Source organism: Bifidobacterium catenulatum subsp. kashiwanohense JCM 15439 = DSM 21854 (genome assembly GCF_001042615.1).
Lineage (GTDB): Bacteria > Actinomycetota > Actinomycetes > Actinomycetales > Bifidobacteriaceae > Bifidobacterium > Bifidobacterium catenulatum.
In genome coordinates this window covers 738229-757901 of the sequence record NZ_AP012327.1, presented here as the reverse complement: position 1 = coordinate 757901, position 19673 = coordinate 738229, and the positions used below count along the sequence as shown (strand labels likewise).

Here is a 19673-nt window from a genome sequence, read left to right as displayed (position 1 = left end):
CGTATTGGAAGGAGCGATTATGAGCACGCAACTGTTCACCAACGCACACATCGCCACCGGCATGCCAAGCAGCACCGCAGCCGAAACAGCGGCAATCCAAGATATTCTCGTCGAAGACGGCAAGTTCATCAGCATTGCACCCAATCTCAAAGCAACACTCGAAGCACAAGGCAAAGATATGGCGAGCGTGGAAGTCATCAATTTGGGCGGAAAGCTGGTCTGTCCACCATTCTGCGACACCCATCTGCATCTTGATTACGTCTTTACCGCACGCAAGCCCGGCGCGGTGAACGAGTCAGGCACCCTGTTCGAAGGCATTCAGCGCTGGAGCGAGACCAAATCCGATCTTACCGTTGACGAGGTCAAGGAACGGGCGAAAATCGGCATAGCAAAGGAAATGCGTCACGGCGTGCAATTCATCCGTTCGCACGCCGATGTGACCGATCCGAATCTTACCTCGCTCAAAGCCCTGCTGGAGCTTAAGGAGGAACTGAAAGATACGGTCACGCTGCAGATCGTCTCCTTCCCGCAGGAGGGCATGTACTCCTATGAAGGTCCTCATGGCGAATCCGGAGCGGATTTGGTTGAGGAAGGCCTGAAAATGGGTGCTGATTGCGTCGGTGGCATTCCGCATTTCGAGCAGTGCCGTGAGTTCGGCGAACGTTCCATGCACACCGTGGTCGAACTGGCTTCGAAGTACAACAAACTCATCGACGTGCATTGCGACGAAACCGACGATCCAAACTCACGTTATCTTGAATTGCTGTCCGCACTCGCCTATCGCGCCGGTATTGGTTCGAAGACCACGGCAAGCCACACTTGCTCCTTGGGATCGGCCGACAATGCCTATTTCTTCCATCTGAGCAAGCTGTTGAAGGCCGCACATATCAATTTCGCCTGCGCGCCTACGGAAAATCTGTATCTGCAGGGGCGTCAAGACACGTTCCCGAAGCGTCGTGGCATCACGCGAGTCAAGGAGCTCACCGAAGCTGGGATGAATGTGTCGCTTGGTCAGGATTCCATGCAAGATCCCTGGTATCCGGTCGGTAACGGCAATATGATGCTGATTCTCGATTATGTGCTGCATTTGGCGCAGATGATGAGTTTTGAGGAGATCGATGATGCGTTGAAGTTCCTGACGGTCAATGGTGCGACCACGCTCGGCATGCGAGATTCGTATGGTCTTGAGGAGGGCAAGCCGGCAAGCTTCATTGTGCTTGATGCTTCCAGCGTGTTTGATGCCGTATATGAGCGTTGCGAAGTGCTTCGTTCGGTACGCGAGGGGCGTACGCTGTTTACCCGCAACACGTCGATCGATACTGATCTTGATTTGCTGACGTTGTAACTCATTGGATTCTGAATTATTTCCGGTATGCGAAAGACATACAAAGAAGCCTTGAAATCATTGCACATGATTTCAAGGCCTCTTGTTTATTGCGTTATTTGCGTACCGATTGCTTATTCGGTGGATTCTGCGGATTCCATCGATTCGGCAGGCACCTCAGCTTCAGCCGGTGCAGCTTCAGTTTCAGCAGACTCGGTATCGGCAGGCTCCGTGTTCGGCTCTTCGAACGCCTCACCGGTGAAGGTGAACTCACCCAGAATGCCTTCACCTTCCGCATCGACCTTCACGCGCTGGCCATCTTCAAGTTCGCCCATCAGAATCTTCTCCGAAATGGCGTCTTCGACGTCACGCTGAATCACACGACGTAACGGACGCGCGCCCAGCAGCGGGTCGAAGCCCTTCTGCGCGAGCAGATCCTTGGCAGCGTCAGTAAGCTCGAGCGACATGTGGCGATCGAACAAGCGATCATTGAGCTGCTTGACGTCAAGATCGACGATCTGACGCACCTGCGGCTCAGTGAGCTGCTTGAACACGATGATGTCGTCCAGACGGTTCAGGAATTCCGGACGGAACTGCTGCTTCAGCTCCGCAGAGACCTGATCCTTCATGCGCTGGTAGCTCGACTCGGTGTTGGCACCCAAGTTGAAGCCGGTGTTGGCGGCCTTGGCGATGTCACGAGTACCAAGATTGGTGGTCAGAATGATGATGGTGTTCTTGAAGTCCACCCTGCGGCCCTGGCCATCGGTCAGATGACCATCATCCAACACCTGCAGCAGCGTGTTGAAGATATCCGGATGGGCCTTTTCGATCTCATCGAACAGCACCACGGAGAACGGCTTGCGACGCACTTTCTCGGTGAGTTCGCCGCCCTCTTCATAGCCGACGTATCCCGGAGGAGCACCAAACAGGCGTGAAGCCGCATATTTCTCGGAGAATTCGGACATATCGACACGAATCAGCGCGTCCTCGTCGTCAAACAGGAATTCGGCGAGCGTCTTGGCCAGCTCGGTCTTACCAACACCGGTGGGGCCAGCGAAGATAAACGAACCGGACGGACGCTTCGGATCCTTCAAGCCGACACGTGCGCGGCGGATGGAGCGACTCAATGCGGACACGGCCTCATCCTGGCCGATGATGCGCTTATGCAGCTCGCTTTCCATGGTCATGAGCTTCTTGGACTCGGCCTGAGTGAGCTTGAACACCGGAATGCCGGTGGTCTGGGAAATCACTTCGGCGATGACATCCTCATCCACGACCATCTTCACGTCGGATTCGCCTTCACGCCATGAAGATTCCTTCTGCTTGCGTTCGGCTTCCAGCTTCTCCTGCTTATCACGCAGCTCAGCTGCCTTTTCGAAGTCCTGGTCTTTGATGGACTGGTCCTTCTCCTCGGCAAGCTTGGCAATCTTCGTGTCGAGTTCCTTGAGTTCCGGCGGAGCGGTCAGTCGACGGATGCGCAAGCGCGCGCCAGCCTCATCGATCAGATCGATGGCCTTGTCAGGCAGGTGACGGTCCTGAATGTAACGGCTCGACAGTTCGGCCGCGGCCTGCAACGCACCATCGGTGATCGTCACATGGTGGTGGTTCTCGTAACGGGAACGCAAGCCCTTAAGGATCTCGATGGTTTCGGCAATGCTCGGCTCATGCACCTGGATCGGCTGGAAACGACGTTCCAGAGCCGCATCCTTCTCGATGTACTTACGGTACTCGTCGGTAGTAGTGGCGCCGATGGTCTGCAGCTCGCCACGGGCCAGCATAGGCTTCAGCATGTCGGAAGCGCCAAGAGCACCGTCTGCGGAGCCAGCGCCCACAATGGTGTGGATCTCATCAATGAACAGCACGATGTCGCCGCGGGTCTTGATCTCCTTGAGCACCTTCTTCAGGCGTTCCTCGAAATCGCCACGATAGCGCGAACCAGCCACCATGGATCCCAGATCCAACGAATAGACCTGCTTGCCCTTCAGGGTCTCCGGAACGTCACCGGCGTTGATCTTCTGCGCCAAACCTTCGACCACGGCGGTTTTGCCGACACCCGGCTCGCCGATCAGCACCGGATTGTTCTTGGTGCGGCGGCTCAGCACCACCATCACACGCTCGATCTCACTCGAGCGACCAATCACCGGATCAAGCTTGCCGGCGGCAGCTTCGGCGGTCAAATTGCGGCCAAACTGGTCAAGAATCGCGGAACCGGTCTGGTTGCGACGATCCTGTACGCCACCGGCGTTGGCCAAATCGCCCTTGCCATCACCCTTGCCATCACCGGAATTGCCACGAATCAAGTCGATAGTGGCGCTGCGCAGTTCACCAAGATTGACATCCATCTTGATCAGCACTTGAGTGCCTACGCCTTCGCCTTCATGAATCAGACCGAGCAGGATATGCTCGGTGCCGATATAGCTGTGCCCCAGCTGCAACGCCTCACGCAGCGACAGCTCCAACACCTGCCTGGCATGCGGGGTGAAGGGAATGTGGCCGTTCGGCGTGGCATTCCCCTTACCGATCATCTCTTCGACCTGTTTGCGGGTGTCATCCAAGGTCACACCCTTTGAGGCCAGCGCCTTGGCTGCAACGCCGTCACCCTCGCGAATCAGGCCAAGCAGCAGATGCTCGGTACCGATGTAGTTGTGCTGGAGGGTACGAGCTTCTTCCTGCGCCAGCACGATCACGCGCCGCGCACGGTCGGTAAACCGTTCGAACATGCTTGTCCTTCCACTCTTGTTAGTCCTTCAACACTCTACCGATTCACGGTGACGTTTGTTTCATCCGCGCGTAAATTGCGCTCTCAACGCAACCAAACAGATATGCTTGACATATAGCAACAACCAAGGAGGTCACCAAGATGAGCGACACCACCCTAAATGCGACCGGCTCCGGATCGATCGCAGACACCCGTCTCCATGACATCGTCGTCGGCGTTGACGGTTCCGACGAATCCTTCGCCGCATTACGCTGGGCGCTGAACGAGGCATCGCTTACAGGCCAGCAGGTCAATGCGGTGTTCGCCTGGTCCCATTCCTGGGATATGGGATCAGAGCCGGAAGACGAAGAACAATGGGCTGAAGTCCGTCACGATATCGCGCAGAGGCTTCGTGACTGGGTTTCTGAGGCTTCGCAAGGCATGACCCTCAATGAGGATCATGTCAAACTAACATCGGTCAAGGCCACGGGAACAGCCGCGTTGCTGGAGATAGGCAGGGACGCGCAGCAGATTGTGGTAGGGCGCCGTTCCCTTGGCCGTGTGGCGCGCTGGTTCCTCGGATCTCTTTCGGCTTCGCTCGCCGAGGCTGCGGAAGTTCCTGTCACCGTGGTGCGCATTCTCGACGACGAGGAGTCCAGCGTGCAGGATGCCATCGCCAATGCACTTACGCCCTCGGAGAACACCGTGACATACGACCTGCCGGGTTCCCCGCTGCCAAGAAGCCAGCGTCCGATTGTGGTCGGCGTCGACGGATCGGAAACATCGCGACACGCCCTGCGGTTCGCCATCGATCTGGCTGCGCTGCATCACGCTCCCCTGCAGGTGATGTTCTGCTGGCAGCTGAAAGATCTCGGTGTCATCGAAGGGTATGAGAACGCCATCGCGCCAATCGCCGTAGGTCAGGAGCGTGCAGAACGCATTCTTGACGAGCTTCTCGATTCGGTAGAGATTCCCGCGGCCGGCATTCCCGACGATTTCCAGATCGAATCGCACGCCTTCCATATCTCCGCGGCGAAGGGACTGATCGCAGCTTCCCGTTACGCACGCCATTTGGTGGTCGGTTCCCGCGGACTGTCTGGATTGGATGCGCATTTCCTCGGTTCCGTCTCCAAGCAGATCGTCAATTTCGCCGATTGCACCGTCACCGTCGTGCACTAAACATTCGCAACGTTTGCAGATATGAGAGCAGCCCGCTTCCCTAAGTTGGGAATGCGGGCTGCTCTCATATTTGCAGCAAAACCGGATTATTCGGCTTCCGTATCGTTTTCAGACACTTCTTCGACTTCCGAATCCTCGTCATCGCCTAGTTCAACGGTGGCTTCCACTTCAGGCTCATCCTGCGGAGCCGTATGTTCGAGCACTTCCTCCTGATTCGCACCATCATCCACGGTATTGGCTTCGATATCGGCTTCGGAGGCTTCCTCCTCATCGTTTGGATTGCCGTCTTCGTCCACTGACAACTGTTCGATCAGTTCGACGGAACTGCGCTCGTCACGCGGAGCCTGCGCGATGATGTCGATATGAAGGTCGTCGAAAGCCGGCTTCGACTGCACCCACAGATGCGACGGTTCCGGAGGCTCGATCTCGGAATGCTCGCCACAGCCATGGTCGATGGAGACGACGCGACCGTCATCAGGACTCCACTTGTTGGCGCACACGCCAAACAGGAGGTTCAGCTCGCCCTTCAGGGGAATGAAGAATCCGCACGTCGAGCATGGATTGCCATCCGACGTTTTGGTGGACAACGACTTCGGCCCACGTGGCCCCTCATACCAACGTTTCGCGGTCTGGGAGCGTCCCAAAGGCGTAAGCACATGCCGGCGGGACAGGTCGAATTCCTCAACCGCCTCGTCGATATCCTCTTCGGAAGTCACCGATGCTGCAGCGCTCTCGTCTTGTGAACCGCCAACCCCATCAGCGTCCGTCTCGGCATTATCGCCGGCATCCGTCGTTTCGACAGACTCCGCATCGGAAGAAACGTTTTCGCCTTGCTCAGCAGGTTCCACCTTACGGAACCCCTTCTCCATACGCGGATCGTCGGGATCGGTGCCGATCGAATCGGTCACCGCCAAGTCGGTTGGTTCGAGACGATCCTTCCACGGAATCCATTCCGGTGGACGCAACGCCTTATCGGTAGGCACCAACGACGACTCATTGACCGTCCAATGATCCAACTCGACATCGTGATACAACGTCACCGACCACTGCCATCCCTCATACCCGCGCACGCGGGTTTCGAAACGAAAATCAGTGACGTTGTCCCCCAAATCGATGGCTTCAACGAAATCGCCGACCTGACTATCCTCATCGGCGACTTCGATGGCCACCGCTTGAGCGATCGCCTTGGGATCCATTGTGGTATCGGACATGAATTATTCCTGTACGTCGAAGTTGTCGGCCACGGCACGCATCAGCGTGGCCAGTTTCTTGCTTTCGGCCGGCGACGGATAATGATGGCGGCGCAGCTGGTTTCCGGCGGAATCCAGCAGCTTGATGAGATCCTCCACGATGGCGGCCATATCATCCGGCTTCGGTCGCGTCGCCTTGACCAGAGACGGGGCGGACGCGACGAGCGTAAGACCCATCGCCTGCGGGCCACGGCGGCCTTCCACCACGGAATACTCGACCTTCACGCCTTTGCGCAATGTCTTCACGCCCTCCGGCAGGGCAGCTGCAGGCAAGAACACATCGGCGCCCTGCTCGTTCTGAATAAAACCATAGCCTTTGTTCGCATCGAACCAACGAACGCGTCCGCTAGGCATTGTCACCTCACTCTTACGTAATCCACATACCTTCAGGCAAGCGAAAGAAAACCGCCCGCCGATTACAAATCAAAGATACAGTTTAGCGCAAGAGGTGGGATATATACCATCTCTTGCGCCAATAAGCGTCAAATCTGGCCTTTTCAGGCGTTTGCATCACTGTTTTTTCGGCCTGCGACCCCGCTTGTCACCCCTGCGTTCGTCACTGGTCTGTGCCAACGGACGCGGCTCCACCGGAGCCACCGGAAGCACCACCGTCAATGTCAAGCCGGTTCCCTCGCTGCCGGAAGCACAGATGAAACCGTGATGCGCCTTGACCACGGATTGCGCGATCGCCATGCCAAGGCCGGTGCCGCCTTTCTGCCGAGCTCGGGACGGGTCAGCCGTATAGAAACGTTCGAAAATCTTTGAACGCGCCTCAGCCGGAACGCCGGGACCGTGATCACTGAAGCGAACGATCGCATAGTTCATACCCACCTGCATCGACTGCCCGACTTCGATGGCTTCGACCAAGTGACGCAGCGACTGCTCGTTCGACGGCATGCGAGACAACGACTCCGGGCTGACGGAAGCCGTCAGCACGCCCATCGAAACCTCCACTGGCGAATCGGCCGGCGTATAGCGGTGGATATTGCCAACGATATTGGTCACCACCTGACGCAATCTTGAAGCATCACCTGTCAGCGTAATATCCGGCATCTGCCCCGGCTGGAACGTCAACCTCGCAGGATTGTTCATATCTTGCCCCGGCTGCAGCACCACCTGACCGCAGGCGATGCCACGATCCGGATCAAGCGCATGCAAATCGTCGGCAGCGTCCTTCACCACAGAAGTGAGCTTCACCTGCTGGGTGATATCGATGCCACGACCTTCGTCAAGACGCGCCAAAGAAAGCAGATCCTCCACCAACACCGTCATGCGTGCACTGGACGCCTCGATATGCGCGATGGACTCGTCGGCACGCTCCAACGCCCCCGGCATGTCACGCTGCATTTTGTAGAGTTCCGCGTAACCATGAATCGCAGCAAGCGGGGTGCGCAATTCATGACTGGCGTCGGAAACGAACCGCTTCATCTTCTCAGTCGTTTCCTCCTGCGCGTGGAAGCTTTCCTCAATGCGCGTCAGCATGGTGTTCAACGACATGGACAGCGAACCGACCTCCGTGTTCTCCGGCAAGTCGGGAACGCGCTGGCTCAAATCCCCTGCCGCGATCTTCGCCGCGGTCTTTTCGATGCGTTTCAGCGGAGCAAGCGTGCTTTGCACAACGATGGTGCCGAGGATGACGCCGATCAGTACCACTGCGATGCCAACCATGGCGCAGAACCGCGTCAACGTGTTCGCAGTGTCAATCTGGTCGCTGAGCGACAATCCGATGAACACGACGCCACTGTTTTTGACTTCACCGATTTTGCTTTTCTCGCTCCAAGGCAACGCTACCACACGCCAGGGCGACTGCGCGGCCTGCATGATGGCATGATCCGGCACCCGACTGGTGGTGACATGCACCACCGCCTGCGTGGTGAACGGCTCTCCTAGCGTAACCCCATTGATACTGCCATCAGAAGGTAGGCTCGGCTCGGATACCACGCCCTCCCGAAGCATGGGCACCGATCCCGCTCCCGTACGCTTGTATTCGCTGTCACGTACCTCGACATAGTACGTGTTCACCAGGCTCCTGCCATCCTCGCTTGTGGTGCTGTCCAGCGAATCCATGCTATTGAAAATCATCTGCGCCTGATTCACCAACTGGTTGTCGGTTTTCTGCAGCAAATAATTGCCTACAAGCGTGCGAATGGAGAAGGAAATACCAATGGTGCCAATGGTGAGCAGCACAATGATGCAGGCGACCAGCTTGGTGCTCAGTGGAATGGACTGCACCTTCCTGCCAATCCGCTGATGCAAGGGCACACGTTGCGGGCACGGCTGGGTGGCGTTCTTCTGCGTGTTCTGCGGGTCAGCCGACGGCTGACGGATATCCTGACTCATCGTGGGGAACCGTTTAGTTCTTCGGCGCGCGAATCATGTAGCCGATGCCACGCTTCGTTTCGATGAGTGGGGCCACCTTGCGCTTCTCGCCGTTCTCATCCTCAACCGTGAGGCCATCGACCTTCTTACGCAGGTAAGAAATATACGATTCAACGATCGCAGCGTCTCCACCCCAATCGTACTGCCACACGTGATCCAGAATCTGCGCCTTCGAAAGCACACGTCCCTCGTTATCCATCAAATAACGGAGCAGCTTGTATTCGGTGGGGCTTAAGTCGATCGGCTGGCCGGCGCGGGACACGTCATGCGAGTCCTCGTTGATTTCCAGATCGGCGACGCGAATGATCGGATCGTCTTCAACCTGTTCCTGGGTACGACGTAGGATGGCTCGGATTCTCGCGACAACCTCCTCAAGGCTGAACGGCTTAGTCACGTAATCATCGCCGCCCACGGTCAGGCCCATGACTTTATCTTGCGTATCATCACGAGCCGTCAGATACAGCACCGGCGTGGTGATGCCCTCCTGGCGGATGCGACGAGTCACCGTAAAACCGTCGATATCCGGGAGCATCACGTCAAGCACAATCAAATCAGGCTGTATTTTTTCGATAACCTCGATGGCCTCGGATCCCGAAGCCGCGGTATTCACTTCAAAACCGGCGAAATGCAGGGACGCCACCAGCAGTTCGCGGATGGACGGTTCGTCATCAACAACGACAATGGATGCTTCAATAGGCTTGCTCATGCCTTAAGCATCACTCTTTTCACTGGATGTTTCCTGAACGGATTCTGAATCTTCCTTTGGCATTGGTTCCTTATCAGGCGCATCAGCGGACAGCTCGTCATCAACGCTCCACTCCTTCACCGGCTCGGAACGCACGGCAACCTCGGCATGCTTCCCCGCATGCTTACGAACCTTACGCTTGATGACGCCACGTTTGCGCAGAATATGGAACACCACCATAATCACAATCAGCAGTACCAATACGGCGATCATGCCACCAACGCCCAACAGCACCGTCTGCGACGACGTCGAGGTTTTCTTCTGCACTACGATCTGATCCATCATATCGGTCGCGGACTTCGACCAATTCGGGGTGCTTTCCATCAGAGGTTTCTGCGCGGCATCAGAAAGCGCGTCGACGGTCGACTTTCTTTTCAGCCATTCGTCGGAATTCGACGACACGGCAACCACTAGATTGCCGTCATTCGAAGCGACCGCCAACAACACCGTATTCGGCTTCGGATCAAGCGATTCCAACAATGCGCTCGCCCATTTCGCAGGTTTTTCGTCGCTGTTGAAGCTCGCCAGATACAGCAGACGCACGGTAACCCCGGTTTCCTGCTTCGTTTTGCTGATGGCGTCCGTAATTTCAGCGACGTTCGATCCGAGCAGATTCTCGGTGTCGGTGATGTTTTCAGTGGCCGTGATTCCGGTGCCGGTACCTTCATCCGCATTGCCGACGGGAGTTATCCACATCATCGCAATACAGCACAATATCATGGCAAGAAGCGCACAAAGCGCTTCGTTCCAACATTTTTTGGAGTTTTGCCCCTGGTGCGACACGCCGGTAGGGCACGAATTCGGCCATCCTCCGACCACAACCCTGGTTTTTTCGTTCATCGCGTTCACTCTTGCCATACAGTCCACATTACCGTTCGGATGCGTCAAGCGTGAAGAACGGAAAAACCAGCCATACAAAATGCGGCAACGAAAGGATCATTATGGCACAGTATCAGGTGGACAGCGAACAGATTCAATCCTCAAGCGCGGCAGTGAACGCCTCAATCCAAGCGATTCGCCAATCGGTGCAAGGCATGTACGCCAATCTCAATAATCTGCAAAGCGTTTGGCGCGGCGGAGCCGCCACGCAATTCAATGCGGTGGCGGAACAATGGCGGGCAGCCCAGCAGCAGATGGAGCAGTCGCTCGAATCGATTCAACATGCGCTTTCGCAAGCGTCCATGCTCTATTCGGAAACCGAAATGCAGGCGTCGCGTCTGTTCGCACAGTAGCGGCAGATGCTTCCGATGCGGCCAAAGCAGTAGCAGTCACAAAGAAAAGCGGAGCCCGCCTCCATCTTGGGAAGCAGGCTCCGCTTATATCTTTTCGCTTATGCCGTTAGGCTTTACCGAACCCTTGGATCAGTAGCCCATGTCAGCGCCAGCGGCCGGAGCAGCTGCCGGCGGTTCCGGCTTGTTGGCCACAACAGCCTCGGTGGTCAGGAACAGACCAGCGATGGAAGCTGCGTTCTGCAGAGCGGAACGGGTGACCTTGACCGGGTCGGTGACACCGGCAGCCAGCAGGTCCTCGTACTCGTTGGTTGCAGCGTTCAGGCCCTGACCGTCAGGCAGGGAACGAACCTTGTCGATCACCACGTCGCCAGACAGGCCAGCGTTCTCGGCGATCTGCTTGATCGGAGCTTCGATGGCGCGGAACACGATCGCGGCACCGGTTGCCTCGTCGCCTTCGAGCTTGACATTGTTCTCGGCCTTGGCAGCAGCCTGAACCAGAGCGACACCGCCGCCCGGCAGCAGGCCTTCTTCGATGGCGGCCTTGGCGTTGCGCACGGCATCTTCGATGCGGTGCTTGCGTTCCTTGGCCTCGACTTCGGTGGCAGCGCCAACCTTGATGACGGCAACGCCGCCAGCCAACTTGGCCAGACGTTCCTGCAGCTTCTCGCGATCGTAATCGGAATCGGTGTTGGCGATTTCGGCACGAATCTGAGCCACGCGGGCAGCCACGTCTTCCTTGGAGCCGCCGCCGGCCACGATGGTGGTCTCATCCTTGGAGACGATGACCTTCTTGGCAGTGCCGAGCACGGACATGTCGACGGAATCAAGCTTGAGACCCAGTTCGTCGGACACGACCTGTGCGCCGGTCAGAATGGCCATATCCTGCAGCATGGCCTTGCGACGGTCACCGAAGCCCGGAGCCTTGACGGCGCAGGACTTGAAGGTGCCGCGGATGTTGTTCAGGATCAGGGTCGGCAGAGCCTCGCCGTCGACGTCCTCGGCGATGATCAGCAGCGGCTTGCCGGTCTTCATGACCAGTTCGGCGATGTGTACGACGTCCTGCTGGGAGCTCAGCTTGCCGGAGGTCAGCAGGATGTACGGTTCTTCGAGCACTGCGGTCTGATCTTCGGCGTTGGTCACGAAGTACGGGGCGATGTAGCCCTTGTCGAAACGCATGCCTTCGGTGAAGTCCAGATCCAAGCCGAAACGGTTGTTGTCCTCAACGGTCACAACACCATCCTGGCCAACCTTGTCCAGCGCTTCGGCGATCTTCTCGCCGACTTCCGGATCGGCTGCGGAAATCGTTGCGGTGGCAGCGATCTGGTCCTTGGTCTCAACGTCCTTGGCAGCTGCGATGAGCTCCTTGACGATAGCCTCGGAAGCCTTCTCGATACCACGACGCAGAGCGATCGGGTTGGAACCGGCGGTGACGTTCTTCAGGCCTTCGTGCACCAGGGACTGCGCCAGCACGGTTGCGGTGGTGGTGCCGTCTCCAGCAACATCGTCGGTCTTCTTGGCGACTTCCTTGACCAGCTCGGCGCCGATGCGCTCGTACGGGTCATCCAAGTCGATTTCCTTGGCGATGGAGACGCCATCGTTGGTGATGGTCGGAGCGCCGTAGGTCTTGTCGAGAACCACGTTGCGGCCCTTCGGACCGAGGGTGACCTTAACGGTGTCAGCGAGCTTGTCGAGACCCGCGAGCATTCCCTGACGAGCTTCGTCGTCGTATGCAATGATCTTTGCCATTGTTCCTCCACATATGGCTACACGGTATTATTCCCACTTTCGAAGCGAAGAATGCACCAGCCGTCAGCTGCCAGTTATCACTCTCACTCCTCGAGTGCTAATTGGCAGATTAGCACTCTCAGGCCGAGAGTGCCAAACTCAATGTCGACTGTTGCGCTGTAAGCAAGAAACCAAACCTCATACAAAACGCCATAATTATTGGAATTTCAAGGAAACAAAAGCCCTGCCCCCACGAGGAGAACAAGGCTTCACATGTTTGCCACGGCGTTTTTCAGTCCAGCAACACCACGACGATCGGCGTGACAAGCCCATCGCTCTGCTGCACATTCGAAATCCCCAAGGTCTGGGCGACATTCTCGGCGGTGGCCTTATCGGTTTCGTTCTGGTACCAAACCACGGTCTGCGAGGGAACATTTCCTGTCGGATTACTGGCGGAAACGCTGGTGTACCCGGCTTGGGCCAGCACATCGACCTTGCTCTGCGCATAACCGGTGATATTCGTCGCGTTCACCACGCGCACCTCGGTGCCCGTGTTCACGACCTGCTGCGCAGTGGTGTTATCCGTCTGGTCGGCGTTCTGGTCGGCGTTCTGGTCGGCGTTCTGGTCGTTTTGCTGCGAGTCGGCCGGCGAATCGGTATTGGATGTGTCCGTCTTATTGCCGGAAGCGGAGTCGGATTGGGACTTGGACTTGCTCCCGCTATTCTTGCTCTTTTCGGCACTCGAAGTGGTCGGACTCTCCTGCGACGACCACGGCATCTTCAGATTGTTGATCTCACCCGAGTAAACGCCCCAGAACAGCAGACCCGCAAGCAGCGCCACAATGATGACAATGACGTACGGCATGGCACGGGACGCTGCAGAACGCGCACCACGATGAACACCCATGGGCCCCGCCGGAGGATTGTCGTACACATCCTTCTCGTAGGAATCGTAGGTCTCCTTGTCCTGCTTAGCCATATTGCAAACCTCGTTTCTCACACACTTACCTGCCAAGTGTACCGACCACCTCAGTCAGGACGCAATCGAGCCGCATTCCCACCCTATTCTGCACGCCCGTGAAACCATCCCGTGAAAACCAGACCACGCCCATCGTCAGGACCGCAACACGTCGTACAGTAAGGTTCATGACACAAGCGCACATCAAACCATTGAAAGACCTCGTGGAGCCCGGATGGGCGAACGCCCTCGCCGAAGTCGAGCCACAGGTGCACCACATGGGCGATTTTCTCCGAGGGGAGATCGCAGCCGGACGCCGATATCTTCCGGCCAGCGCGAATATTCTACGCGCGTTCACCATTCCGTTCGACAGCATCAAGGTGCTTATCGTGGGACAGGACCCTTACCCCACTCCCGGGCACCCGGTGGGACTGAGCTTCTGCGTGGCACCGGAAGTCAAGCCGATACCTCGCAGCCTGACCAACATATACAAGGAACTGACGGATGATCTCGGCATCCCTATGCCCGCGAACGGCGATCTGACGCCTTGGACGAGCCAGGGCGTCATGCTGCTGAACAGGTGTCTGACCGTCGAAGCGGGCAAGCCCGGCAGCCACCAAGACAAAGGATGGGAGATCGTCACTGACGCTGCGATCAGGGCGCTCAACAACCGCCGTAATCCCGACGGCAGCGCCAAGCCTTTGGTCGCCATTCTGTGGGGACGCAAGGCGCAAACGTTGGAGCCGCTGCTCACCAATGCGTTCATCATCTCGTCGCCCCACCCAAGCCCCATGTCAGCACGATATGGATTCTTCGGATCCAAGCCGTTCTCACGCGCCAATCAAGCGCTCATCGCCGCAGGTGAAAAGCCTGTGAATTGGTCCCTTCCGTCAGCTTAACCCGTTACAGTAGCAATCATGGCTTTATTCCCTCCAAAAAATCCGGCACCGGCCCCGGTCCCCATTCCCATGCCGGCCGTCAGCAAACCAAGCACGTTGTCTGCGGAAGACATCAACCGCGCGAAGCAAATCGGCGCACGAATCCGCGCACGCTTCGCACAGACCTTGGTAGGGCAGGACAATCTTCGTGAATCGCTGATCACCACACTGGTGGCAGGCGGCCATATTCTCATCGAATCTGTGCCTGGCCTGGCCAAGACCACGGCAGCGCAAACGCTGGCTACCTCTGTGTCCGGATCGTTCAAAAGGGTGCAGTGCACCCCAGACCTGATGCCGTCAGATCTGGTGGGCACCCAGGTTTTCGATTTCGCCACACAGAAGTTCTCCACGCAGATCGGACCCATCCACGCCAATTTCGTGCTGCTCGACGAAATCAACCGTTCGAACGCGAAAACACAGTCGGCCATGCTTGAAGCCATGGCCGAAGGAGCCACCACCATCGGAGGCCAGCGTATTGCGCTGCCGAAGCCTTTCATGGTCATCGCCACGCAGAACCCCATCGAGGAGGAAGGCACGTTCAACCTTCCTGAAGCGCAGATGGACCGTTTCATGATGAAGGCGGTCATGACCTATCCGACCGCTCAGGAAGAGCAACGCATGCTCTCCATGCTTACCCGTCGCGGTTCCGACACCTTCGATTCACGAGTACTCACCGGAGATGTCGTATCCATCAGCGATGTCGAATTCCTGCGCTCCGCCGCCCGACGCGTGCATGTTTCCGACGCGATCATGAAATATGCGGTCGATATCGCGGCCACATCCCGAGGGGCAGGCACCAAGCCGGTGCAGGGACTGTCCACGCTGGTGCGTCTCGGAGCTTCGCCGCGCGCATCCATCGCGCTGATCCGTATCGGACAGGCCAACGCGCTAATGCAGGGACGCGACTATGTGGTTCCGGAAGATGTCAAAACCTTCGCCCATGAGGTGCTGCGCCATCGCATTCTGCTAACGTTTGAAGCTCTTGCCGACGGCATCGCCAGCGACCAGGTGGTGGACTCCATCGTTCAGGCGGTTCCCGTTCCATGATCGGCGCAATTCGTTCCGAAGATCCGATCCGCAACAAGATCGAGGCTCTCGGAACCACGTTGAGTCTGCCAACCGTCCGTAAAGCACTTGGCACTCTTGAGGGAGCGCATGCGTCGGACAAACGTTTCGGCGCCGACGATGTCATGGACATCCGCGTCTACGAGCCTGGAGACGAGGCAAAATGGATTGATTGGAAGACCAGTGCTCGTGTCGGTCGTCCAATGGTGGTGCAGCGGGAACGCCCATCCACCTCGCGAGCCTGGCTTCTGCTTGATGTCGGACGGGAGATGACCGGCACCTGCGTTTCCGGTGAGCAGGCGCACCAAGTCGCAGCCAACGCCTTGTGCATGTTCGCCTCGCTCAGCTTGCGCCGAGGAGACGAAGTGTCCATCGTGTTCGGCGACGCAGGTTCGATCACTCGCGTGCCTTTTAATGGCGGATTCACACAATTCGAGCAGACGTTGGACAATGCATTGCAACGTGATTGGAGCAAGCCCCGCAATATCGACGCCTTGCTGGAGTATATCCGCCGCATTCGCGATAGGGATGCGCTGGTCATACTCGCCACTGACGAGCACGCACTTGAGGAACGTCATATGGAATCCATTCGCAGGATCGCGAGAACCCACCCGATGGTGCTTATTGACGTAGCCACCATCAATCCATTCGACGACGCACAAGCGCGCACGGTGTTCGACGCGAGCAGCAATCGTCGTGTCCCCGCATTTCTACGCACTGGCAAAACAGCGCAGGAGGTTCGCACGCACCGCGAATATCTGTCCGCATCCGTCCGGCATGAGTTGAATCGTTGCGGTTCCACCGTGATCCGCGCCGATTCAAGCGAACGCATGTTCCGCGAATTCGTTCGGATGGTATCCGTTTCCCTCGCCCGCTCCACGCGCAATCAGCTGAAAGCCCCATCCGTACTCACTCTGGGAGGCAAGGCATGATCATCACCTTGTCCGACAACGGTTTCGACACGATGGATCCGATTCATATCGAAACGGGTCTGGGTATCGTCATCGCAGTGTGCATCGCCATCGCTGTGGCACTCGTCATTCTCGTGGTGTGGCTGTCACGTCCGAACCGTAAGCCCACGAAGGCCGTCAATCACGGACGTCATGATGCGGCCACGGGCACGTCGGTATGGCACGAACGCATCGATGATGTGGTTGCCCGTCACGCCAACGGCGATCTTGCGAGGGAGAACGCGTTCGCTCTGCTTGCGGCCATCGCAAGGGATTTTGCATCCGCAGCCATCGGCAGCGATGTGCGCAGCCAAACGCTCACCGATATTGAAGCGACTCCACGCACGACAGGCAATCAGCATGGTCTCACCTTGCTCAGGCAGACCATCGAAGCGTTGTATCCTCCGGAATTCGCTGATGCCGAACGCAATCACACTGCCAGGGAGGCCACCGTCGAACAAGCCGGAGAGTGGGTTGCCAATCTTGTGGAAAGGTGGCGATGAATGGAATTGTCATGGCACTGGCCGTGGGCCAGTTTCGCAGGTCTGATTGCGGCATTGGCCGTCGTCGCCGTCATGGTGCTGGTCGACGCGAAACGCAAGCATGCCGATACCGGATCCGCACGAACGTTCAGCTTAGATGACGATCTCAACACCGAAACCGCGTCGAAGCTGTTCCGTCAGTGGCGCACGCTGTCACGTATGGCCGCTGTCCTGCTGGTGGCCGCGTTGGTATTGACGATAGCGCTGATGGCACGCCCCAGCACCGTTGATGAAGGAGAGGAACGCGCAAGCAGCCGCGATATCGTGCTGTGCTTGGACGTGTCTGGATCGACGTTGCCTTACGACCGAGAAGTGATCGACACCTACCGCAGATTGGTTGATAGTTTCAAGGGCGAACGCATCGGATTGAGTATTTTCAATTCCACGTCACGTACCGTGTTTCCGTTGACCGACGATTATGAGCTGGTATCCGAGCAGCTCGACAAGGCCAGTACGATACTGAAGGGTGTTGAATCGCAAGATGATATCGACAAGATGAAAGACAGCGACTATCAGGCGATCTCCGACTGGTTGGAAGGCACTCAGAATCGCAAGGACGCCACTTCTCTGATCGGCGACGGCGTAGTGAGCTGTGCGGCCATGCTGCCCGGTTTCGCCTACGGCAGCGCCAATGCGGACACCTCGTCCCGTCAACGTGCCGCTTCCATTGTGCTCGCCACCGATAATGTCGTTTCCGGAGATCCGACATACACGCTTCAGGAAGCACTCGACCTGACCAAACAGGCGGACATCACGGTTGACGGGCTTTTTTCCGGACCACAGCAAAGCGAATCGGAGCAGACCACCAGTCAGTTCAAATCCGAAATCGAATCACATGACGGCGTGTTTCTCACGCAATCGAACGGCGCTTCCGTTTCCGAACTGGTCAAACAAATCGAATCACGTCGCAGCCAGGAAAGCGCGTCAAACAGCAAGGCCGCCATGTCGGACGCGCCTGGATGGTGGACATTGGCGCTGGCTGTGGTAATGGTGTTCTGGCTGATATTAGCTTGGAGGTTGAAGCGATGAATCATCTGACGCTCTCCCCAGCTTTGGGCTGGCCCGTCGGCTCGGCGGTCGCCGTGGCCATGCTGGCTTGCGCAGTCGTACAGATCGTGCTGCATATCCGCAGACGAGGGCAAAGCGACGAAACCGTCTGGGCTTGCGTAAGACGTTCCCTTACCTGCATGCTCGTGGCCGTTATGGCATTGACCCCAAGCATCGTCTCATCCACGAATAGCCGCGCGATCAACGCCACCGATGTGGTGGTGGCGGTCGACGTGACCGGTTCCATGGCGGTCAAGGACGCGCAATACGGTTCCGACGAGCAACTCAGCCGTTTGGATGTTTCCAAGCAGGCCGTAAAAGACATCACCGCCATGTACCCGAATTCCAGTTTCGCGGCATTGCGATTCGGAGCTTCGGGAACATTGGATGTTCCATTGACACCCGATTCGAAAGCAATCGACAATTGGGCGGATACGCTCGCACCGGAATCGACTTCCGTTTCAGCCGGTTCGACTTTGGATGTGCCGATTGACCAGTTGCTGTTGACCTGCAAGTCGATTCATGAGCAGCATCCGGATGATGCGATTGTGCTGTACCTGATTTCGGACGGCGAACAGACATCTTCGAAAACACGTCGTACGTTCTCATCACTACGCCGCTACCTTTCCGACGCGTTCACCATTGCCGTCGGCAGCGAACAAGGGGGTAACATCCCCATGACCGGCGATGGCGTGAACGAAGGCGACGGACAGTGGGCCACCGATCCGGAAACCGGCGAACCCGGCGTATCACGCATGAACGCCGACGAGATGAACACCATCGCCGACGAACTCAGCGGAACCGCAATCCAACTCAACGCGACAACAACCATGGACGGCGGAGCCTCCAAAGAGGCATCCAGCCAATGGCGTGTCACGCAAACCACCAAACAACGCACGAGAACCGTCGCCGTGGTCTGGCCGTTCGCCATTGCCGTGGCGCTGCTGCTGGCCTTCGAAGCCGGAGCATGGATCACGCAATCCAGGAGGCTGCTGTGAGCACGACTGTCAAAGCACGCGCATCCTTGCCCGTTCGCATCATCATCGCCGTCATCGCGGCCATTTCAATCGCCGTGGGCGCGCTTGCCATAGTGAATCTCGCGTCCGTAAGCAACTACAATCAAGCCACGAACAGCTTGAACGCGAATATCAAAGCCAGCCAACAGCAGGACGCCGATTTCGACAAATTACAGACCCAGCAGCAGCAGACCGACGCCCAATTCCGTGAAGCCGGAACGGCAGGCGTGTTGTTGTTGCCAAACGTGCGTTCATCCATCGAACATAACGCCGCCGTCTCGGCAAGACTGACCGAATCCATACGCAAGAAGATCCAGTCAATGCAGGATTCAGGAAAATCCGATACGGGCACCGCCATCGAAGGCGAGCAGTCCGTCACCGACGGCAATCAAGGCAACGGAAGCACATTGACCGACGAGCAGCGTCAGAAAGTCGAGGAGCTTCTGGCACAGAACGCACAATCCACCCAATCCGATTCCAACGATTCCGGTTCTGCCGCCAAACAGGATTCCGACGGAACGTCCTCACCTGCAAAACCTTGGTAAGGGGACTTGCTTCAAGCAAGTTATCCACAGGCATGCCGGCGTGCTTTCGTTGATTTTCCAACAGCGACACGCCGGCAACT

18 protein-coding genes are annotated in these 19673 nt (G+C 57.3%); 10 read left to right on the top strand and 8 right to left on the bottom strand.

From position 1 onward, the window contains the following. Positions 1 to 19 precede the first annotated feature (19 nt). Positions 20 to 1345 carry an amidohydrolase family protein gene (locus BBKW_RS03240; RefSeq protein ID WP_033501295.1) on the top strand — a complete coding sequence of 442 codons (1326 nt, stop codon included), beginning with the start codon at positions 20 to 22 and terminating at the stop codon, positions 1343 to 1345. 113 nt (positions 1346 to 1458) lie between these two features. On the opposite strand, the gene BBKW_RS03235 is transcribed toward BBKW_RS03240, so the two are convergent. Further along, positions 1459 to 4044, bottom strand: a complete 2586-nt coding sequence (locus BBKW_RS03235; RefSeq protein ID WP_033501296.1) for an ATP-dependent Clp protease ATP-binding subunit — start codon at positions 4042 to 4044, stop codon at positions 1459 to 1461. Positions 4045 to 4184: 140 nt separating this feature from the next. Here BBKW_RS03235 and BBKW_RS03230 point away from each other — a divergent pair, with 140 nt between their 5' ends. Next, positions 4185 to 5201: a universal stress protein gene (locus BBKW_RS03230; RefSeq protein WP_033501297.1), complete on the top strand. Its 1017-nt coding sequence runs from the start codon at positions 4185 to 4187 to the stop codon at positions 5199 to 5201. Between the two features lie 86 nt (positions 5202 to 5287). Here the strand turns inward: BBKW_RS03230 and BBKW_RS03225 are convergent, their stop codons facing one another. From BBKW_RS03225 to BBKW_RS03205, 5 genes are all read right to left on the bottom strand, one after another. Continuing rightward, positions 5288 to 6412 (bottom strand): DUF3027 domain-containing protein, encoded by a 1125-nt coding sequence (locus tag BBKW_RS03225; protein WP_033501298.1) that lies wholly within the window; start codon positions 6410 to 6412, stop codon positions 5288 to 5290. A 3-nt stretch (positions 6413 to 6415) separates the two neighbouring features. Beyond that, a complete protein-coding gene (locus BBKW_RS03220) occupies positions 6416 to 6805 on the bottom strand; it encodes a cold-shock protein (protein WP_033501299.1) in 390 nt (129 codons plus the stop codon). A gap of 156 nt (positions 6806 to 6961) precedes the next feature. Next, positions 6962 to 8791, bottom strand: a complete 1830-nt coding sequence (locus BBKW_RS03215; protein ID WP_033501300.1) for a HAMP domain-containing sensor histidine kinase — start codon at positions 8789 to 8791, stop codon at positions 6962 to 6964. A 13-nt stretch (positions 8792 to 8804) separates the two neighbouring features. Continuing rightward, positions 8805 to 9536 (bottom strand): response regulator transcription factor, encoded by a 732-nt coding sequence (locus BBKW_RS03210; protein WP_003836535.1) that lies wholly within the window; start codon positions 9534 to 9536, stop codon positions 8805 to 8807. 3 nt (positions 9537 to 9539) lie between these two features. Next, positions 9540 to 10433, bottom strand: coding sequence for a TPM domain-containing protein (locus tag BBKW_RS03205; protein ID WP_033501301.1), 894 nt, complete (start codon positions 10431 to 10433; stop codon positions 9540 to 9542). A gap of 83 nt (positions 10434 to 10516) precedes the next feature. On the opposite strand from BBKW_RS03205, the gene BBKW_RS03200 reads away from it, so the two are divergent. Further along, the gene (locus BBKW_RS03200; RefSeq protein WP_003836531.1) at positions 10517 to 10807 is read left to right on the top strand and encodes a WXG100 family type VII secretion target; all 291 of its coding nucleotides are present in this window, start codon (positions 10517 to 10519) and stop codon (positions 10805 to 10807) included. A 129-nt stretch (positions 10808 to 10936) separates the two neighbouring features. Here BBKW_RS03200 and groL read toward each other — a convergent pair whose 3' ends face one another. Both groL and BBKW_RS03190 read right to left on the bottom strand, forming a co-directional pair. Continuing rightward, complete coding sequence (groL, locus tag BBKW_RS03195; RefSeq protein WP_033501302.1) at positions 10937 to 12553, bottom strand: chaperonin GroEL; 1617 nt, start codon at positions 12551 to 12553, stop codon at positions 10937 to 10939. 271 nt (positions 12554 to 12824) lie between these two features. Next, complete coding sequence (locus tag BBKW_RS03190; protein ID WP_033501303.1) at positions 12825 to 13511, bottom strand: LytR C-terminal domain-containing protein; 687 nt, start codon at positions 13509 to 13511, stop codon at positions 12825 to 12827. 167 nt (positions 13512 to 13678) lie between these two features. On the opposite strand from BBKW_RS03190, the gene BBKW_RS03185 reads away from it, so the two are divergent. From BBKW_RS03185 to BBKW_RS03155, 7 genes are read left to right on the top strand one after another with little or no spacing between them, the layout of a single operon-like run. Continuing rightward, entirely contained in the window at positions 13679 to 14389 is a 711-nt protein-coding gene (locus BBKW_RS03185; protein WP_003836526.1) for a uracil-DNA glycosylase, read from the top strand. Between the two features lie 18 nt (positions 14390 to 14407). Then, positions 14408 to 15475 carry an AAA family ATPase gene (locus tag BBKW_RS03180; RefSeq protein ID WP_033501304.1) on the top strand — a complete coding sequence of 356 codons (1068 nt, stop codon included), beginning with the start codon at positions 14408 to 14410 and terminating at the stop codon, positions 15473 to 15475. Beyond that, positions 15472 to 16425, top strand: coding sequence for a DUF58 domain-containing protein (locus tag BBKW_RS03175; RefSeq protein ID WP_033501305.1), 954 nt, complete (start codon positions 15472 to 15474; stop codon positions 16423 to 16425). Before BBKW_RS03180 ends, BBKW_RS03175 begins: the two co-directional genes overlap by 4 nt. Beyond that, positions 16422 to 16946 (top strand): hypothetical protein, encoded by a 525-nt coding sequence (locus tag BBKW_RS03170; RefSeq protein WP_033501306.1) that lies wholly within the window; start codon positions 16422 to 16424, stop codon positions 16944 to 16946. The genes BBKW_RS03175 and BBKW_RS03170 overlap by 4 nt, the downstream gene beginning before the upstream one ends. Beyond that, positions 16947 to 18014 carry a VWA domain-containing protein gene (locus BBKW_RS03165; RefSeq protein WP_033501307.1) on the top strand — a complete coding sequence of 356 codons (1068 nt, stop codon included), beginning with the start codon at positions 16947 to 16949 and terminating at the stop codon, positions 18012 to 18014. Next, a complete protein-coding gene (locus BBKW_RS03160; protein ID WP_033501308.1) occupies positions 18011 to 19030 on the top strand; it encodes a vWA domain-containing protein in 1020 nt (339 codons plus the stop codon). Before BBKW_RS03165 ends, BBKW_RS03160 begins: the two co-directional genes overlap by 4 nt. Further along, on the top strand, positions 19027 to 19593 hold the full coding sequence (locus BBKW_RS03155) for a DUF6466 family protein (protein WP_228429053.1): 567 nt from the start codon (positions 19027 to 19029) through the stop codon (positions 19591 to 19593). The genes BBKW_RS03160 and BBKW_RS03155 overlap by 4 nt, the downstream gene beginning before the upstream one ends. The last annotated feature ends 80 nt before the right edge of the window (positions 19594 to 19673 follow it).

What these genes read in the sequence shown, in the direction of transcription:
- BBKW_RS03240 (WP_033501295.1), top strand. Translation starts at nt 20, where the DNA reads ATGAGCACGCAACTGTTCACCAACGCACACATCGCCACCGGCATGCCA.
- BBKW_RS03235 (WP_033501296.1), bottom strand. Translation starts at nt 4,044, where the DNA reads ATGTTCGAACGGTTTACCGACCGTGCGCGGCGCGTGATCGTGCTGGCG.
- BBKW_RS03230 (WP_033501297.1), top strand. Translation starts at nt 4,185, where the DNA reads ATGAGCGACACCACCCTAAATGCGACCGGCTCCGGATCGATCGCAGAC.
- BBKW_RS03225 (WP_033501298.1), bottom strand. Translation starts at nt 6,412, where the DNA reads ATGTCCGATACCACAATGGATCCCAAGGCGATCGCTCAAGCGGTGGCC.
- BBKW_RS03220 (WP_033501299.1), bottom strand. Translation starts at nt 6,805, where the DNA reads ATGCCTAGCGGACGCGTTCGTTGGTTCGATGCGAACAAAGGCTATGGT.
- BBKW_RS03215 (WP_033501300.1), bottom strand. Translation starts at nt 8,791, where the DNA reads ATGAGTCAGGATATCCGTCAGCCGTCGGCTGACCCGCAGAACACGCAG.
- BBKW_RS03210 (WP_003836535.1), bottom strand. Translation starts at nt 9,536, where the DNA reads ATGAGCAAGCCTATTGAAGCATCCATTGTCGTTGTTGATGACGAACCG.
- BBKW_RS03205 (WP_033501301.1), bottom strand. Translation starts at nt 10,433, where the DNA reads ATGGCAAGAGTGAACGCGATGAACGAAAAAACCAGGGTTGTGGTCGGA.
- BBKW_RS03200 (WP_003836531.1), top strand. Translation starts at nt 10,517, where the DNA reads ATGGCACAGTATCAGGTGGACAGCGAACAGATTCAATCCTCAAGCGCG.
- groL (WP_033501302.1), bottom strand. Translation starts at nt 12,553, where the DNA reads ATGGCAAAGATCATTGCATACGACGACGAAGCTCGTCAGGGAATGCTC.
- BBKW_RS03190 (WP_033501303.1), bottom strand. Translation starts at nt 13,511, where the DNA reads ATGGCTAAGCAGGACAAGGAGACCTACGATTCCTACGAGAAGGATGTG.
- BBKW_RS03185 (WP_003836526.1), top strand. Translation starts at nt 13,679, where the DNA reads ATGACACAAGCGCACATCAAACCATTGAAAGACCTCGTGGAGCCCGGA.
- BBKW_RS03180 (WP_033501304.1), top strand. Translation starts at nt 14,408, where the DNA reads ATGGCTTTATTCCCTCCAAAAAATCCGGCACCGGCCCCGGTCCCCATT.
- BBKW_RS03175 (WP_033501305.1), top strand. Translation starts at nt 15,472, where the DNA reads ATGATCGGCGCAATTCGTTCCGAAGATCCGATCCGCAACAAGATCGAG.
- BBKW_RS03170 (WP_033501306.1), top strand. Translation starts at nt 16,422, where the DNA reads ATGATCATCACCTTGTCCGACAACGGTTTCGACACGATGGATCCGATT.
- BBKW_RS03165 (WP_033501307.1), top strand. Translation starts at nt 16,947, where the DNA reads ATGGAATTGTCATGGCACTGGCCGTGGGCCAGTTTCGCAGGTCTGATT.
- BBKW_RS03160 (WP_033501308.1), top strand. Translation starts at nt 18,011, where the DNA reads ATGAATCATCTGACGCTCTCCCCAGCTTTGGGCTGGCCCGTCGGCTCG.